The organism is Indolivaga capnocytophagoides, assembly GCF_036511535.1.
GTDB lineage: Bacteria > Bacteroidota > Bacteroidia > Bacteroidales > Dysgonomonadaceae > Dysgonomonas_A > Dysgonomonas_A capnocytophagoides.
Genome location: NZ_AP028867.1, coordinates 3882766 through 3900125, shown reverse-complemented (window position 1 = coordinate 3900125; position 17360 = coordinate 3882766). Strand labels below are relative to the sequence as shown.

Genomic DNA, 17360 nt, shown 5'->3' with positions numbered 1-17360 from the left:
ATGGCAAAAAGATTTAGCGATACAGAAAAACACATTATTGAGCTTTTTAGTGAAGCTCAATCTTTTACTTATGAGGGAATTGATTATGAGATCATAGAATCAGGGAAACCCCGACCGAGTAGTGGAGAATGTAAAACAGATATTTATATTCTAGCAAAGGATGAAAAAGAAACTGAAAAAGAATTTAAGATTTCCGTTAAGCAAGCTAATGCTGATTTTCTTGAAAATAAGATAAAATTAGAACGTGCTATCGAGATTTTAGGAGATGGTGCTCAGGATATTATTAAAAATAGCATAATCCCCATTCAAGAAAATTTTAATAAGGATTATTTGGTATATTTCAGAAACTTGGGAAATGTTCAAGAAAATAGCATAACATTGGGTTGGAAATTTGAATTTTTAAATAAAGCTGGAGGTAAAAAGTGTGGTCAAATTATACTTACGGATGAACAAAAAATTGATATTTATGCAGGAACTAACCTCAACTCTGATAAGAAAAATTGTAAAGTAAATGGAACAGTAATTAATAATTCGGGAATAGCTAATTATATTATTAATGTAGGTGATAACATCGATGATGACAACGACAATGTAAATTATTATGCAAGTAAAATGCTTCCCATTGAAGAGTTTGCAAAAAATCAAGAGATATATTTTGCCTGTAAGGCATTAAATTATAGAGCTAACAAAAGCGGTAATATAAAATGGGACGGAGATAGACCTTTAGCTGTATATGTAGATTGGAAAGCAGATGAAGATATATTAAAAGGAGAAATTATATTTGATAAGCCTTTATCAAAAAAAGGACATGAAATAGGTCGAAATTTAACTACCGCATTAAATGAGCTAAACATTCATAAAGATAATTTTCTTGAATTGGAAAATAAGTTTGATAAAAATATTAATTACCTCAAATAAAGGTGTTGTAACAGTAATTATCATTTAATGATTAATCATTTTTTTCACAGTTTTAAAAGCGTCGATATTATCAGGGATATCCACCAATCTTAAGATTTGCATAACTCAAGTTCTATCTATGACTACATTATGTGTTATATCAGTAACTTTTATTCATTCGTGTGTATTAGTTACTAGAGAGAAAGGAACTAACATAAAATATTGCATACTTGTATAATCTATATTAATCCATTTTCTATAAGTATTTTGTCCGAAGAAAAGGGGATAAAAACTTTTTCTATCATTCATTGGAATGAAACCGACAATATCGGTTTCATCACCTAAATGCTTATTAAATATTTCATTAAGCTTTGTAGTATATTCAGCACATATTTCACCAGCAAATGAATTAACTCATTCTTTAAATTTTGTATAATATATTTATCTACAGTATTTATCCTTTCAAGATTAGTACTACCAAATAATTTTACGGTGATGTTAGGAAATAAACTCTTCATAACTAATAATGAAATATATTCAAAATTACTCGCAAAAATATTCGTCAATTTATTAAGATATTTAAGATTGGATAATAATATTAAATATGATATTCTGAAAGGTTTTCCTTCAAACCTATTTCTTTATTTTTTATATCAACATAAAATGAATGTAGACTACGAGTAAGTAAGTTATTGCGTAACTCAATATTCTGAAATGTTTACTAATGTTTCAAGTTTGATAAATACATCGTCAAAATACTGTATTAAAAGTAATTGCCCCACACAAGGTCAATACATTATTTTGCTCTTTTTATTATCCTCAATACAATACTGGGTTCATCAGTTAGATTCGCTGAAATAGATATAGAATAACCATTTCTTAATTGCTTCTTGTGCTTTAGGTTATTTAGGATCCAATATTTTATTTTGATAAGTTCCCTGATTCCCCTAATCTAATCTGCTTGATTTTCTTCATTTCTTTCAAAAGCCATTTTGTTATTTCGCTGAGATGCTCAATGTTAATATTATCAGTTGGATTTCCAGATTTTATATATAAATTTATATAATCAGTAGCATTATTAAGAACTATACCTGTATAAAATGTTTCAAATTCAAATATTGTGTCGTCTAAATACCTTATATTAAAGATATTATTTAGTCCAATTCTATCATGGAATTCTATATCTAATAATAGTTGCTTTACATATGGTGTAGTGCTTCCAATCTGCCTATTTAGCTTTTTACAATTTTCACTAAAAGTGATATTATCTAATCTATTAAAAAGTTGCCTGAAATATCTAGCTTTTGCAAAAGTATCCCAACGCCCCCCCTCATATTGCTATATAGCAAATAATCAAGAATACTATCTCTGTTTGGGAAGATTAATGCATAAAGCCATCGGGGTTTTATTTGGATTTCCTGAAATTACTTGAATAGAGTTTTTAACAGGAGCCTCTTCTTAATATAAATGTAAATATCCAGCTGTAAATCTTCGATTCCCTTCTATTACTATGTAGAGATCCTTAATCTTTTCATCTTGAACTACAAGAATAGGCTCTTCACAAAAAAACTTTTCCCCAATTAAATTATTCATTACTTCAATAATATTTTTTTAGATATCATCCAATCCAAAATGTTTTCGTTCTTCTTCTCTAGAGATAGGGGCAAGCGAGGACTATCCAAATCAAATGGTAGGTGATCTATGTTTAAAGATTCTATCTTATTTTGGTCGAAACTCGAACGATATTGATTGATAACTTGCTTCGCGATTATATTTAAAAGCAAAATCTAATTATTATATTACAAATATTCTAACAACTTGATCGGTTTTTATAAATAGCTATATAGTTTTCCTCTAATAATAAATATCATACAGCTTTATGTTGGAAAAATAAAAAGCAATTTTTTTACGTTTAAAAAGTGAAAAAGATGAATGCTAATTATCTGTAAAATAGATATGGATGTCTTATGTAAATTGAAGAGTTTTTAGTATTATTTCGCCATAACTGAAATAAACATCCTACATCTTGTAAAGAATTCTATTGTGAGAATTTTATCATAAATATTCTATTTGACCATCATCCTTTATACCAATATCTCGCATTTCTCTTATCTCCTTTTATGGAAAGGAGACCTTCTTCAACTGCTTCTCTCAGATCTAAACTTGCAGTAGGTTATATCATAATAAACCAGGTAATCTCTTCGCGAGAATAGCTCTTCTATCGTTCCTCTTAGCAATTCAACCCGACCCGATTTAGGATTAGACAGTTCATTATAATATTCAAGACATCCATCCAATAAAGTATCAATCACAGATAAAAAGAACTCATATCGTGGTGGATCTTTATGGAAAGGTGCCTGAGCAAGGAAATAAGCGAAAACATTGACCTTCTTCTGCTCTTCTAAATAGTTATTGTATGTTAGGCTTAGTATAATTCCGTGCTCCTCATAAAAGCAATTGATTAGCCACCCTTCTATGAAATAATCAGGAGTTAGATTATTACACTCTTTACAGAAGTCGGCAAGAGCATAAAGGAAAAACTGGGGTGAAAAATCGGTTCTTTCAATAATCTGATCCAATTTCCAGGTAGGTATCTCCTCAAAATATTCGTTACTGTTATATGCCTCCGCATATGTGTTAATATCTAGCTCCTTATTTGTTAAATGAGTGGTATGAAATTCAATTATAGGAAGAATAGATTCGACATCCTCTTTCCGTATCGAATGCTCTGACCCCAGTGAGTCAGAAATAACTCTGTCTGAATAAATTATATTTTTCCCTTTAAGAATTCTTTGGATGTTTCTTACAATACAAGCCTGATCAAAGTCGAGATGCTTGTTTACTCTTCTGATTTCCTTTAGCCGACCAATCTTCTCAGAAATTGAGACAACTGATGAAACCATTTTATCTGCAATCTTATATTCCAATATCATAAAGCAGATATTATTGATTATACTATAAATAATACTATGCTATTTATTCTTGAATTTCGGATGATACAATTTATACTATAAATTATATTATCCCTTCCTCATTCTATTCATTTCCGACTCTATTTTCTGATTTGTAACATTTGCATAAAGCATTGTCGTTCTGATGTTCGTATGTCCAAGTATTTTACTCACAGACTCCAAGGATACACCTTTATTGAGGGCCAGTGTGGCAAATGTGTGTCTGGCGACATGGAAGCTAATGCTCTTCTGAATACCACAGATATTAGCTATCTCCTTCAGATATTCATTAGTTTTCTGGTTACTGGACATAGAAAATAGAGGCTTGTCACTAGGATATTTATGAAAATCTGGGTGATACTTTCCCAGTATTTGCAAAGGAATATCCAGTAACGGTATTTGTGATATATTATCGGTTTTGTGCCTGATAAAAATGAGCCAGTATTGTTTATTGCGACATTGGATATCAGAGACTGCCAAATTGCAAACATCCCTATAGGATATACCTGTGTAGCAACAAAATACAAAAACATCCCTAATCTTGTTTAAGCGTTCTGTCATAAAGGTCTTACCTGCAATCTGACTCACCTCGTGTTCTGTTAAATAAACCGGATATTTCTTTTCAATATGGAACCGGAAAAGTTTAAATGGATTGATCTTTAATAATCCTATCTTCTCTGCAAAATTTAGAATAGCTGCAAATCGTTTCATGTACTTCATTGATGTATTATTACTACAGTGATATTGTTCTCTCAGGTAATTGTAGAAATACTCTAGAAATATCAGATCAATATCCTGAATCATTATATCTTTTTTCTTATATTTCTTAAACAGAAACTCGTTGATACGGTTGTGGGTAAGCCTGTAACAGTTTGCGGTGACATCCGATATACTTCTGCCATTTTTGGAACGAAATATTTTGACTTGTTCTTTAAACTGATAGCTAAGGAGCATTTCATCTCCTTTTCCTAAATATGCCTGTTTGAGCATGGAAGGAGATATAACCTGATGTTTGGATAATAAATCGAAGTAAAGAACTTTTATATTACTTCTTATTTCCTCTAGAAGTTCATTAATATACAGAAAAGGATCTTCTATCGCTTTATTTTCTTTCTGAGACCAGGCGATAGGATCAATTTCTAACTTACTGCTAAACTGAATTTGTTTTCCGTTGATTGTTATCCGGATCATAATCGTTGCTAGTCCATTGTCCTTCAGTTGATTTTTTCTAATGAAGAACAATACCCGAAACGTTTCTCGCATGTTTAATTATTGGCTTTATATAGTTTATGTAAAATCGTACCTGAGAAAGTACCTTATATTAGGAATGATTTAACGCTTATTCTGAAGACGTTTTATTGAAATACGATGAATATAATACTATCGGAATTTAAAGTGTAAAATTAAATATTTAGATCTGTATCTCAGGAATATGTCTAATTTATGTCTAACATTCCTTGCATTGATTTTCACCGTATTCAGTTAATATTTTAGTTAAATTGAAATTGCTGTAAAGTCTGAAATTATAACTTGCTTATAATAAGCGTGTTATTTTTGAGTAATTTCAGAAGGTTCTAGTTCCAGGCAGCACCAGAGCCCTCAGTCCCAATTTTAGTTATTAAATCATTAATAATCAAACGATTAAGTCAATAAAAAAAGACCATTTATTACTATAAATCAATATGTTAAATACTCCTTAAATAATCGAAAATGCACTTTAATATGAGAAATGTTGAAATACAGTGAAGGTTATATTCTGAAAATATAAAATCCGCTTATGGAATTACATTCTCAATAGATGATACTAATAAAACTAAAGAGTAATAGTTCAAATCTGCCTGGAACTACAACGAACCAAAATATAAAAATATCATTGATTACTAGTATATTATAAAACAACAACTAAGTCACCCCGATATAGATACACAAGTACAACAAATACAGTAGTAGTTTGGCTAAACCTTCCGATATTATCAAAATAAATTATAAATACCTGATAGATGACCTTAAATGTAAAGAAAAAATATATGTATGATTGACTTTAGGTTCAGTGTAAAGTTTTTCATCAAAAGAACGAAGTTGAACTCCCAAGGTTCAACTCCTATCAACGTGCAGTTAAAGCTGGACCGTCAATCTCTTTCATTCGCATCCGGAATAAATATAGATCCGGTTCTTTGGAACTCACAGGCACAGAAAGCTATCGGGTATACAAAACTAGCGCGGAACATTAATCGTTCATTAATGTCTATTCATATTGATTTAGAGAATTTGTATTACAAATTGGCAGCTAAAGAAGATATTGTTACGATAACAAGGATAAGGAATATTTTTTTAGGTAAAGACAGCCTGGGTAAAGACCATTTTCTCATGGATTCATTCGACAATTTGATTGGTCAGAAGCAGTCATTAGCGAAAAGCAAGGTAATTGAAGGAGCTTCAGCAGATAGCTATACCTGTACCAGAAGAAAAATAATTGATTTTCTGAAATCAACCTATCACACAAAAGATATTAACCTAAAGAAGATCAATCATGAGTTCGTAGCTGGTTTTGAAGTATACCTTTTAAGTGATGGGAACTGCTCACACAATACGATGATAAGGCATATGCGCCGTCTGAAGCGGATAACTACTGATGCTTACCGGAATCGTTATATAGACAGGGATCCTTTTGCCGATACTGTGTTAAGTGTAAAGAAGCCAGAAAAACAAGTCTTGACTGAAAAAGAATTACAACGAATTATAATACAGGAATTTCATAATGCATCCTTGAACAGAGTTCGGGATATGTTCTTATTTTGTTGCATGACCGGGTTATCTTATATTGATTTAAAGCACTTAAAATATTCAGATATAACAGATAACATCATTATGATGAATCGTAGTAAGACAAAAAATCCATGCTTTATACCTTTACTGCCAATTCCTCTGGTTCTGATTGAGAAATACAGGAGTAAGAAAGAATATATTTTTCCTGTTCTAACGAACAAACAGATGAACGACCGTTTAAAACCTATCGGAGCAGCTTGCAGTATTCGGAAAACATTGACGATGCACACAGGTAGAAGAACTTTTGCCACGCTTATGATAACCAAAGGGATGCCCATCGAAAGTATTGCCAAGATGCTGGGGCATTCGGATTTGAAAACGACCCAGATATATGCCAAGATACTTGACCAGAAAATATTAGATGAAATAGATTTGGTAAAAGATAAGTTGAATGATCTTACTGAAGACTATATGAAATCTAACAAAACACCTAAAGACAAGTTGGGCAAGAAATAATTTGCATACCTCTTGCCCCAATTTAAGATTATTTCCACTTAGGAAAGTAGAGTTCCTTTAAGATATATAGTATTGCTGATTCTTTATAAAGTACCTTTCCTCCAAAATAGATATAAGGTAGTATCCCTTTTTTGCGATAGTCATTTAGTGTACGTCGATGTACCTTCAACGTTTTTGATAATTCTTCATCCGTGATATAATGCTCTCCGTTAAACAGAGGCTTTTGCATATCTAATAAATCTTCAAGCTGTTGAGTCATACGCTCTAGAGTATTAAAAAAATAGGAAACCCTAGCATCTGATTCTGTTATTTTCTTCATATCTGTAAATTTATTAGTTAGTTACTTCATTGTTATCTAAAAAAGTTTGAATATCACTTTTCAGATAAAGGATCTTACCTTCTATCTGAGAAAATCCTAATTTCCCGTTTTCCCGATAAACTTGCAATGTCTTTGGGGTAACACACAGGATAGAACAGACCTCTTTAGTATCGAGCCATTTAGTATCTTTGTTGGGATTATACTTGTTGTATAAAATATTAACAAACCGTTCGAACTTTACCAGACGTTCCAACATTTTATTAAAAACGTCCTTTTCAATCATGATAAATTCTTTTTCCATAGTTTTTTATTAAAATTGTGAGATGAATATTATTAACAGTATTAATTTAGTTCTGAAAGGCTTTGATATAATTGCTGTTTAATGTCTTTTGCAGATCTGATTCTTTATATAAGACTTTTCCTCCCAGCAGTATGTAAGAAAGCACTCCTTGATTACGATAATCCTGCAAGGTTCGACGGCTGACTTTCAATATTTCTGCAACCTCCTTATCCGTGAGATAACGCTCTGCATTAAGTAAAGGTCTGGTCTCTTCGAAAGTATTTTCTAAACAAGTAATGATCTCTTCCAAGCTTTCAAAAAATGTAACGACATCCTTGTTGCGTTTTGTAATTAATTCTTCCATAATATTTTTATTATATGTTTTTACTCTTTCATTTACATGACTTCAGAAGTTCTTCAATATCTGAAACCTTATAATAAATTTTATTATTAATCCGGCTGAAACTCACTTTTCCTGTATCTCTATAGGTCTGTAAGGTACGGGGAGAGATATTAAGGATTAAGCATACATCCTGATTGTCGAGCCACTGATCCAGTCCTTTATTTTTATACTTACTGCATAATGATTCAATTCTATTCTTAAAATTTCTGACCTTTAATATCATGGCTTCAAATACAACCTTATCTATGTTCGTTGTTTCCATAATGAACTTTTTAGTTAAACAATACATAACATTTGATGATTTGCAAATCAAAAGCGAATATAAGATCAAAAACATTGCAAATCATTTAATTTCAAAGCATTGTCGTAATTTGTCGCGTTTTGTCGTAATTTGTCGTAGCTGGTTATTCTGTCTCGTCCCCCCAAAAAAACAACTGATCGTGACGACCAGTTATTTTTCATATTTTGAGAATGAAATTTGCAGCTTCAAGGTTATTCATCCCTTACAAATCCGACTCTCTTTCTTGGCTTATTTTCTAATTCCTTCTTACTTGCCAATTCAGTCAACGCCTGATAAATGTCATTAAACTGCATATTGGTCTCAATCATAAAAGTTTCTAGTTTTTGATGAAGTTCTGCATATCCTAAAGCATATTGACGGAGTGTAACAAAAGCTCGCATAATAGCGATATTTATTTCAATGGCTACATCACTGCGTAAAATACTGGATAACATGGCAACTCCTTGCTCTGTAAAAGCAAAGGGGAATACTGAACTATGTTTGAGTGTTTCAGGCAACCGGTCACAATTTGTGACCAGTTCAATCCATTCAGATTCTGATAGCTCAAACATGAAATCGGGAAATGGAAATCGCTTTATATTCCGTCTTACGGCCTGCTTTAAGGCTTTAGTTTTTACATTATACATTTCTGCAAGGTCAAAGTCCAATAATACTTTAACTCCTCTAATTTCATGTATTTTATTCTGAATTATTTGTAACTCCATGATTACTGTAATTTAAGGTTAGAAATTTTACTATCTACATTCATCATATCCTCCAAAATGCTCTGGTCTAGAATCTTTGCATAGTGCTGCGTCATGCGGGTAGAAGAATGTCCTAGCATTTTGGCGACATTTTCCATCGTTACTTTATTGGCTAGCGTAACCGATGTGGCAAATGTGTGCCTGCTGCAATGCGCTGTCAGTCTCTTGTTTATACCACATAAATCAGCCACCTCTTTCAAATATGTATTATATTTTTGATTTGTAGGAACCGGAAGAAGCTGACCTTTCAATTGGCACCCTTTATCATCCTTGTATTTCTCTAATAACATCTTCGGAATATTTAATAGAGGGATATTACACATATTATTCGTTTTTTCACGAGGCTTGCGAATCCATACTTCATCGTTGCCGTTTCTAATAATATGCTCCTCTTTCAGATTCTTTACATCAACGAATGCTAATCCCGTAAAAGAGCAAAACACAAATACATCCCTGATTTGCGATAGTCGCTTTGTCGAAATCTCTTTATTAATGAGTGTTTCCAGTTCATACATAGTTAAGAATTCTACATGAACTTCATCCTGACGAAACTTAATTGAGGCAAACGGGTCTTTATGCAGCCAATCATTAAGTATTGCTATTCGAATGATCTTCTTAAAGATTTTTAGATGTTTGATAGCGGAGTTATTGCAACACCCCTTTTCTGTCTTTAGGTACAGTTCATATTTGCGGATAAAGTCTTCATTAATATTCTTTAGAGGAATATCTTCCATGTCTAATTCCTTATCCATAAATTCTTTCAGATATTTCAGCGAGGCGTCAAACTTATAAATCGTTGATTGCGCATATTCGATATTTAATAATTGTCTGCACCGTTCATTGTGGTCGGAATGTACTTCAACTAGAGTTTTACCATCTTCTTCGTCTTTGTGGTTTCCTAAGTAGATATCTTTTATAATCTGTGCCGTGATAGGCTTAGCGGCTAACCCAAGGTCACAAAAGATTTGATGAATCCGGGATTTTACGGATTGAATATTATAATTCAATTCTTGTGCTTCTCGACTACTACCTCTTGTTTTCCCTTGTGCCTGACTCCACTGAGAGGGATTTACACTGCCGCCAATTGGAATGTCGGCTACATTACTGTTTACGGTAATACGAATAAATAGAGGGACTTGTCCGTTTTTCATCACCCTGTTTTTTCTGATTAAGCAGACTACATTAAAAGTGTTTCGCTGTTTTGTCATTTTTGTTTCCATAAAATTGATTTTTTGTTGTTGTAAAATTACTTTTTTAACATTAAACCAACCCTACGCAAAATGTTGTATAACAGCGAATTGAAATCATTCTCGTAGCCAATTCGTAGCCAAAACTGAAAAATAATTCTTGGCTACGAATTGGCTATGGAATAATGCTCAAAAATGCATTATTTTGCTGTTTTCGTAAAATTCAGGGAATAAAAAAATCCTTGAAAACCAATTGATTTTCAAGGATTTGCTTTGTTTTGCCTTTCGGCTTAGTGCGGATGAAGGGACTCGAACCCCCACGCCTCTCGGCACCAGATCCTAAGTCTGGCGCGGCTACCAATTACGCCACATCCGCGGCTACCATTGCGTTAGCGGGTACAAAGATAATTATAGTTTTTAGAAATCAAATAGTTTAACGAACATTTTTTATGAAATAGTAAAAAATACTATATCAACCATTTATCCAATCAGCAGCTAAACTATATAACAACCAAACATTTAACAATGTAACAATAGTTGCAATAGAGTATAACATATATTTTGTCAAAGGACGATTAGCATATTTACCCATTACCTCTTTCGATGAAGTAAGCCTTACCTGTAAAAAGACCGTTATGGGCAGCTGCATACTTAAAACAGCCTGAGATATTATAAGACCCTTGAATGGATTTGTTATCAGAAATATAATTCCTAATGCAACACCCAGCGAGATAGTAACACCTGTACGTGAGTGTATATCTTTTATATTATACGGTTCATCATACATTCCTGCAAAAATAGATCCCGCAGCAATGCCCGAAGTCATTGAAGATGAAATACCGGCAAATAATAACGCTACTCCAAAAACAATCGCAGCACCACTTCCCAATAATGGCTCTAAAAGGCTTTTGGCTTGTTGCAAATCATCGACAACTAATCCTTGTTTAAAGAATGTAGCAGCAGCCAAAAGAATCATGGCACTATTGATCGCCCAGCCTATAACCATTGAAAAAAGCGTATCAAAGAACTCATACTTAAGTTGCTTTTCTATTACCTCATCATCTTTCAGATTCCATTCCCGGCTCTGGATCACTTCCGAATGAAGAAACAAGTTGTGAGGCATAACCACAGCACCCAATACGCTCATTATTATCAGTATGCTGCCTTCGGGCATAGATGGCACAACCCATGCCTTTGCAGCCTGTCCCCACTCTATATCAACAAGAAACAGTTCATAAATGAAAGATAAACCGATAATAGATACAAAGGCGATTATATACCGTTCGATCTTCTTATACGAACTGGAAAACATCATACAGAATACAAAAATTGTAACCAGCACCGCCCCCACTTTTATCGGGATAGCAAATAGCATATTCAAAGCGATAGCTCCACCCAGAATTTCGGCCAGAGACGTAGATATCGATGCTGCAATTGCAGACCATAGTACAACTCTCGAACCGGTTCTCGGCAGATACTTATTAGCAGCTTCCGACAAACAGAGCCCGGTAACAATACCCAAGTGAGCCACATTGTGCTGCAAAAGAATAAGCATTACGGTTGATAACGAAACAACCCACAATAGTGTATAGCCAAACTGAGATCCGGCAGCGAAGTTTGAAGCCCAATTACCGGGGTCAATAAACCCTACAGTCACCAGTAACCCGGGTCCTATATATTTAAAAAGGTCAAATGCACTCGACTTCAGTTTAGTATCTCTCTTTGTGTAATCTTTCTTGAGTTTCTGCCAAAAATTCTTCATTCACATTTCTATTCTGTTTCTATGAGTGACAAACTTCACAAACCACTACAGACTGGTATTGCCTTTTGTCACCTTTGTATTTTATTTGTAATCAAGGAATATCCCCTAAAAAGGGACAAAGTTATACAAAAGTGACACATTTTTCACATTTTCCATATCCACTTCGCTTATCAATCTTTTTTATAACCGATAGCCGCAAGAGATTTTTATAAATGTAAAGATATTCGAATTAATCATAAAGTAATATTTTTGTATATAGATAAAAAATAGAATACCCGATGAAAATAAGCTTACTCGTTATAGGAAAAACCGATGCCGGATACTTTTCTCAAGGAATACAAGAATATGAAAACAGGTTGAAGCATTACCTTCCTTTCGAGATGCAAGTCATTCCGGACATTAAAAATGTAAAGAATTTATCGGAAGAGCAACAAAAAGAAAAAGAGGGAGAGCTTATTCTCAAAAATCTGCTGGCAGGAGACTATCTGGTATTGCTCGACGAAAGAGGCAAAGACTTTTCGTCTCTGCAATTTGCATCCTATATCGAAAAAAAGACACACACCATAAGTAAACGTCTTATTTTTGTGATAGGTGGCCCTTATGGCTTTTCAAAAGCTGTTTATGATAAAGCAGCAGAAAAAATATCGTTATCAAAAATGACATTCTCGCACCAAATGATCCGTCTTGTATTTGTTGAACAATTATACAGGGCAATGACGATATTGAATAACGAACCATATCATCACGAATAATAAATAGGCAAAAATTTGGATATTTAACAACAAATACATTTCTTTGCAAATATTTCATACTAGCAAATATTTTCATATGGAATCAATCTGCAAATTAAAAGACGTATACAAAGCACTTTATAACTTCGAAAAAGAGTTTGCCGAAAACAATGGCATCACAATAAACGAAGGAATGATACTATGCTGTATGAAGGACGGAAAGCCACGTGCCGCAAATGAATTATGCGATTTTGTGGGCTTATCCAATTCTCGCGTATCCAGAGTTATAAACACCGTTGAATCTAAAGGATATATTACACGAGAAATGGGCACGACAGACAAACGGCAGATGATTTTTACTCTGACTGACAGCGGAAAGCAAAAAATAAAAGAAATGCTGAAGCACGAAATGGATTTCAAAGGATTGGGACATCAACTTTCAAAATTAATGGAATAACTACCCATTTTCTTTTGACCATTTATTTGCTAATAGCAAATATGATTAATAAAATATATTATTGGAATAAATAAAGAAAAACATGAAGATTTTGATTATCGGAGGAGTTGCAGGTGGAGCCACTGCTGCAGCCCGGCTTAGAAGAATGGACGAAAAAGCTGAAATAGTACTGTTCGAACGGGGTGAATATGTTTCATATGCCAATTGCGGCTTACCATATTACATCGGTGGAACAATCGGTGAACGTGATCGCTTATTTGTGCAGACTGCTGAAGGATTCGTCAATCGTTTCAATATCGATATACGGGTTAAATCAGAAGTCACACAGATAGATACAAACAGCAAAAAAGTGACTGTACACAATCACACAGATGACAGTAAATACACTGAAAGTTATGACAAATTAATTATTTCCACAGGGGCTGAACCGATAAAACCACCTCTCCCAGGAATAGACGATAAGCGCATATTCTCTTTACGAAACGTTCCCGATATGGATCGTATCAAAAAATATATAGACACACACAACCCAGGCAGAGCAGTCGTAATAGGAGGAGGCTTTATCGGTCTCGAAATGGTAGAGAATCTTCATGATGCCGGATTGGAAGTCTGCGTCATAGAGCGGGGTGATCAGGTTATGACACCCATCGATTTTCCGATGGCAGCACACGTACACCAACACCTGAAAAGCAAACATGTAGATCTATACCTCAATGAGAATGTAACCGGATTTAAACCCTCCGACAATGAAATATCCGTAAATATGGAAAGCGGCAAAAGTATTCCCGCCGACATGATCATTTTTAGCATCGGAGTCCGCCCCGAAACCAAATTAGCGAAAGAAGCCCGACTCGAACGTGGTCCACTCGGAGGAATAAAAGTAGATCAATATATGCAAACATCAGCACCTGACGTATACGCTTTAGGTGATGCCGTGGAGGTATATAATCCCGTTATAAAAAAGCATGCGTTAATACCGCTTGCAGGCCCTGCAAACAAACAGGCACGAATCGTTGCCGATAACATCTTGGAAGGAAATAAAAATACTTACTGTGGAACCATCGGAACATCCATCGCTAAAGTTTTTGATATTACTGTAGCTGCAACAGGAGCGTCATCAAAACTTCTCGACAGAGAAGGTATCCCTCATATATCGTCTTATACACATGGGAGCTCTCATGCCGGATATTATCCCGATGCCCTTCCTCTCTCTATCAAGATAAACTTTTCTCCGGCAGACGGACGCCTCCTAGGGGCACAGATTGTGGGCTTTGACGGTGTGGATAAAAGAATCAACCTCTTTGCCCAGGTAATAAAGAAAGAGGGTACAATATACGACCTGCAAGAAATAGAGCATGCTTATGCTCCTCCCTACTCTTCGGCTAAAGACCCTGTAAATATGGCGGGATATGTTGCGGAAAATATACTTAAAGGAAAAGTCAGAATTTTGCAATGGGACTCACTCCCTCAACGCCTATCAGAAGGAGCAATACTGATAGATACACGCACAGCGGAAGAATATGAAATGGGACATATAGAAGACGCTGTAAATATTCCAGTGGATGAAATACGCAACCGTTTAAAGGAAATACCCAAGGACAAACCTCTGATCGTATACTGCGCTGTAGGGCTTAGGGGCTATCTCGCCTCACGCATATTAATGCAGCATGGATATGCAGATGTATATAATCTTTCGGGAGGATATAAAACTTATGCGCTGGCAAGCGGACAGCAATCTACAGAAGGTACATTCTCAACGAACACAAAGAACGAAAAAGAACAAGAAACAGCAAACAACATGAAAACAATTAATATAGATGCCTGCGGGCTGCAATGCCCGGGCCCGATCATGCAATTAAAGAAAAATTATGACCTAATCGGCGAAGGAGATCGTCTGGAAATAAAAGTAACTGATCAGGCTTTCGGTGAAGACCTCAACGGATGGTGCCGTATGGTAGGTGCAAAACTCATAGACATCGACAATTCGGGCGGAATAATTACAGCGACTATCGAAAAAGCACTAGAAACAGAATCGTGTCCTGTAAAAAAGCAAGGGGATAACAAGACTCTGATCGTATTCAGTGATGACCTTGACAGGGCATTAGCATCATTTGTAATAGCGAATGGAGCGGCAGCTTCCGGCAAGAAGGTAAGTATCTTCTTTACATTCTGGGGATTGAATGTAATCAAGAAAGAGAAAAAACAGAATGTAAAGAAAGACTTTCTCGGTAAAATGTTCGGAATGATGCTCCCCGCAAACAGTAAAAAACTGAGCCTATCTAAAATGAATATGGGAGGACTCGGCAGTAAAATGATGCGATATATAATGAAAACAAAACGTATAGACAGCCTTGAATCACTGATGCAACAGGCAAAAGAAAACGGAGTGGAATTTATCGCCTGCTCTATGTCGATGGATGTAATGGGCATAAAAAAGGAAGAACTGATGGACGGCATAACCATCGGAGGAGTGGCCGCCTATCTTGACAGAGCCGAAAACGGAAATGTAAATCTGTTTATCTAAGGTATTACATTTCTCCAAAAATCATTATAAATAGGTATTGTGAATGGCATTGATAATAACGACCTTTAAGGTACTTTATTTAAGACTTATCAAAGTATAGAATTATGGAATATCGCATCGAAAAAGACACAATGGGCGAAGTAAATGTACCTGCCGATAAATATTGGGGGGCACAAACCGAACGCTCAAGAAATAATTTCAGAATAGGCCCCGAAGGCTCTATGCCTAAACCTATTATATACGCTTTTGCTTATCTGAAAAAAGCAGCCGCATACACCAATGCTGAACTGGGTGTATTGCCGATTGAAAAAAGAGACCTCATAGCAAAGGTTTGCGATGAAATACTAACAGGAAAACTGGACGACCAGTTTCCATTGGTTATCTGGCAGACCGGATCGGGAACACAATCCAACATGAATGTTAATGAAGTTATATCCAACAGGGCATTGGTATTGAGTGGAGGGAAACTCGGAGAAAAAAGCCCTGTACATCCGAATGATGATGTAAATAAGTCTCAATCATCAAACGATACTTATCCAACAGCACTACACATAGCTGCTTATAAAGAAGTGGTAGAACACACGATACCTGCAGCAGAAAAGTTACAGAAAGCACTGGCTGACAAAGCCGAACAATTTAAAGATATCGTAAAAATAGGACGCACACATCTACAGGATGCAACACCTCTTACTCTCGGTCAGGAGTTTTCTGGATATGCCGCTCAGGTTCAATATAGCATTAATGCTATAAAAGCAACATTGAGTCACCTGTCTCAGCTCGCATTGGGAGGAACAGCCGTTGGAACAGGATTAAATACCCCGAAAGGATATGACGTAAAAGTGGCTCAACATATTGCTGAGTTTACAGGACTTCCTTTTGTTACCGCACCAAATAAATTTGAAGCTTTGGCTTCTCACGATGCTGTGGTGGGCACACATGGAGCTTTAAATCAGTTGGCTGTTGCATTATTCAAAATAGCACAGGATATCCGTCTCTTGGGATCAGGTCCAAGATCGGGAATCGGAGAACTGCTCTTACCGGAAAACGAGCCGGGATCATCTATCATGCCGGGAAAAGTAAATCCTACTCAGAATGAGGCCTTAACAATGGTATGCGCTCAGGTGATGGGAAATAATACAACCATTACTTTTGCCGGAGCAAATGGAAATTACGAGCTAAATGTATTCAAGCCCGTGATAGCTGCAAATTTCCTGCAATCGGCACAACTACTTGGCGATGCTTGTATCTCATTTACAGATCATTGCGTTTCGGGTATCGAGCCGAATAAAAAACGGATCAAAGAACTGGTCGACAACTCACTGATGCTTGTCACGGCTCTCAATACACACATCGGATACGAGAAGTCTGCAAAGATTGCAAAAGCAGCTCACAAAAATGGTACAACTCTGAAAGAAGAAGCCGTAAAATCGGGATTCCTCACAGCCGAAGAATTCGATAAATGGGTAAAACCTGAAGACATGACCGGCAGCCTGAAATAAGGTCTCAGACCTATCTTTATATGA

General features: G+C 35.2%; 15 protein-coding genes and 1 tRNA gene. 6 read left to right on the top strand and 10 right to left on the bottom strand.

Annotated elements, in window-relative coordinates; all coding sequences use genetic code 11:
• Entirely contained in the window at window positions 1-918 is a 918-nt protein-coding gene (locus tag AABJ51_RS15690) for a hypothetical protein (RefSeq protein WP_338373319.1), read from the top strand.
• 2117 nt (window positions 919-3035) lie between these two features.
• Here the strand turns inward: AABJ51_RS15690 and AABJ51_RS15685 are convergent.
• The gene (locus AABJ51_RS15685) at window positions 3036-3830 is read right to left on the bottom strand and encodes a hypothetical protein (protein ID WP_338373318.1); all 795 of its coding nucleotides are present in this window, start codon (window positions 3828-3830) and stop codon (window positions 3036-3038) included.
• An 87-nt stretch (window positions 3831-3917) separates the two neighbouring features.
• Entirely contained in the window at window positions 3918-5111 is a 1194-nt protein-coding gene (locus AABJ51_RS15680; protein WP_338373317.1) for a site-specific integrase, read from the bottom strand.
• A 768-nt stretch (window positions 5112-5879) separates the two neighbouring features.
• On the opposite strand from AABJ51_RS15680, the gene AABJ51_RS15675 reads away from it, so the two are divergent.
• Entirely contained in the window at window positions 5880-7130 is a 1251-nt protein-coding gene (locus AABJ51_RS15675; RefSeq protein WP_338373316.1) for a site-specific integrase, read from the top strand.
• 28 nt (window positions 7131-7158) lie between these two features.
• Here AABJ51_RS15675 and AABJ51_RS15670 read toward each other — a convergent pair whose 3' ends face one another.
• The 8 genes from AABJ51_RS15670 to AABJ51_RS15635 form a co-directional block, all read right to left on the bottom strand.
• Entirely contained in the window at window positions 7159-7449 is a 291-nt protein-coding gene (locus tag AABJ51_RS15670) for a helix-turn-helix domain-containing protein (RefSeq protein ID WP_166198925.1), read from the bottom strand.
• Window positions 7450-7462: 13 nt separating this feature from the next.
• Entirely contained in the window at window positions 7463-7750 is a 288-nt protein-coding gene (locus AABJ51_RS15665; protein WP_338373315.1) for a helix-turn-helix domain-containing protein, read from the bottom strand.
• A gap of 46 nt (window positions 7751-7796) precedes the next feature.
• A complete protein-coding gene (locus tag AABJ51_RS15660; protein ID WP_338373314.1) occupies window positions 7797-8093 on the bottom strand; it encodes a helix-turn-helix domain-containing protein in 297 nt (98 codons plus the stop codon).
• Window positions 8094-8121: 28 nt separating this feature from the next.
• Window positions 8122-8394: a helix-turn-helix domain-containing protein gene (locus AABJ51_RS15655; protein ID WP_166198922.1), complete on the bottom strand. Its 273-nt coding sequence runs from the start codon at window positions 8392-8394 to the stop codon at window positions 8122-8124.
• A 230-nt stretch (window positions 8395-8624) separates the two neighbouring features.
• Window positions 8625-9137 (bottom strand): ORF6N domain-containing protein, encoded by a 513-nt coding sequence (locus AABJ51_RS15650; RefSeq protein WP_338373313.1) that lies wholly within the window; start codon window positions 9135-9137, stop codon window positions 8625-8627.
• A gap of 2 nt (window positions 9138-9139) precedes the next feature.
• Window positions 9140-10396 (bottom strand): site-specific integrase, encoded by a 1257-nt coding sequence (locus tag AABJ51_RS15645; protein WP_338373312.1) that lies wholly within the window; start codon window positions 10394-10396, stop codon window positions 9140-9142.
• A gap of 261 nt (window positions 10397-10657) precedes the next feature.
• Window positions 10658-10739, bottom strand: a tRNA-Leu gene (locus AABJ51_RS15640).
• A gap of 96 nt (window positions 10740-10835) precedes the next feature.
• A complete protein-coding gene (locus AABJ51_RS15635) occupies window positions 10836-12125 on the bottom strand; it encodes an Nramp family divalent metal transporter (protein ID WP_026626435.1) in 1290 nt (429 codons plus the stop codon).
• Window positions 12126-12403: 278 nt separating this feature from the next.
• On the opposite strand from AABJ51_RS15635, the gene rlmH reads away from it, so the two are divergent.
• The 4 genes from rlmH to fumC all read left to right on the top strand — a co-directional run bounded on the left by rlmH (window position 12404) and on the right by fumC (window position 17336).
• The gene (gene rlmH, locus AABJ51_RS15630) at window positions 12404-12877 is read left to right on the top strand and encodes a 23S rRNA (pseudouridine(1915)-N(3))-methyltransferase RlmH (RefSeq protein WP_026626434.1); all 474 of its coding nucleotides are present in this window, start codon (window positions 12404-12406) and stop codon (window positions 12875-12877) included.
• Window positions 12878-12953: 76 nt separating this feature from the next.
• The gene (locus AABJ51_RS15625; RefSeq protein ID WP_026626433.1) at window positions 12954-13313 is read left to right on the top strand and encodes a MarR family winged helix-turn-helix transcriptional regulator; all 360 of its coding nucleotides are present in this window, start codon (window positions 12954-12956) and stop codon (window positions 13311-13313) included.
• Window positions 13314-13395: 82 nt separating this feature from the next.
• Complete coding sequence (locus AABJ51_RS15620; RefSeq protein ID WP_338373311.1) at window positions 13396-15837, top strand: FAD-dependent oxidoreductase; 2442 nt, start codon at window positions 13396-13398, stop codon at window positions 15835-15837.
• Window positions 15838-15941: 104 nt separating this feature from the next.
• Window positions 15942-17336 carry a class II fumarate hydratase gene (gene fumC, locus AABJ51_RS15615; RefSeq protein WP_338373310.1) on the top strand — a complete coding sequence of 465 codons (1395 nt, stop codon included), beginning with the start codon at window positions 15942-15944 and terminating at the stop codon, window positions 17334-17336.
• Window positions 17337-17360 lie beyond the last annotated feature (24 nt).

Bases quoted from the DNA above. Each gene is read 5' to 3' on its own strand.
- AABJ51_RS15690 (WP_338373319.1), top strand. From the start codon at position 1: ATGGCAAAAAGATTTAGCGATACAGAAAAACACATTATTGAGCTTTTT.
- AABJ51_RS15685 (WP_338373318.1), bottom strand. From the start codon at position 3,830: ATGATATTGGAATATAAGATTGCAGATAAAATGGTTTCATCAGTTGTC.
- AABJ51_RS15680 (WP_338373317.1), bottom strand. From the start codon at position 5,111: ATGCGAGAAACGTTTCGGGTATTGTTCTTCATTAGAAAAAATCAACTG.
- AABJ51_RS15675 (WP_338373316.1), top strand. From the start codon at position 5,880: ATGATTGACTTTAGGTTCAGTGTAAAGTTTTTCATCAAAAGAACGAAG.
- AABJ51_RS15670 (WP_166198925.1), bottom strand. From the start codon at position 7,449: ATGAAGAAAATAACAGAATCAGATGCTAGGGTTTCCTATTTTTTTAAT.
- AABJ51_RS15665 (WP_338373315.1), bottom strand. From the start codon at position 7,750: ATGGAAAAAGAATTTATCATGATTGAAAAGGACGTTTTTAATAAAATG.
- AABJ51_RS15660 (WP_338373314.1), bottom strand. From the start codon at position 8,093: ATGGAAGAATTAATTACAAAACGCAACAAGGATGTCGTTACATTTTTT.
- AABJ51_RS15655 (WP_166198922.1), bottom strand. From the start codon at position 8,394: ATGGAAACAACGAACATAGATAAGGTTGTATTTGAAGCCATGATATTA.
- AABJ51_RS15650 (WP_338373313.1), bottom strand. From the start codon at position 9,137: ATGGAGTTACAAATAATTCAGAATAAAATACATGAAATTAGAGGAGTT.
- AABJ51_RS15645 (WP_338373312.1), bottom strand. From the start codon at position 10,396: ATGGAAACAAAAATGACAAAACAGCGAAACACTTTTAATGTAGTCTGC.
- AABJ51_RS15635 (WP_026626435.1), bottom strand. From the start codon at position 12,125: ATGAAGAATTTTTGGCAGAAACTCAAGAAAGATTACACAAAGAGAGAT.
- rlmH (WP_026626434.1), top strand. From the start codon at position 12,404: ATGAAAATAAGCTTACTCGTTATAGGAAAAACCGATGCCGGATACTTT.
- AABJ51_RS15625 (WP_026626433.1), top strand. From the start codon at position 12,954: ATGGAATCAATCTGCAAATTAAAAGACGTATACAAAGCACTTTATAAC.
- AABJ51_RS15620 (WP_338373311.1), top strand. From the start codon at position 13,396: ATGAAGATTTTGATTATCGGAGGAGTTGCAGGTGGAGCCACTGCTGCA.
- fumC (WP_338373310.1), top strand. From the start codon at position 15,942: ATGGAATATCGCATCGAAAAAGACACAATGGGCGAAGTAAATGTACCT.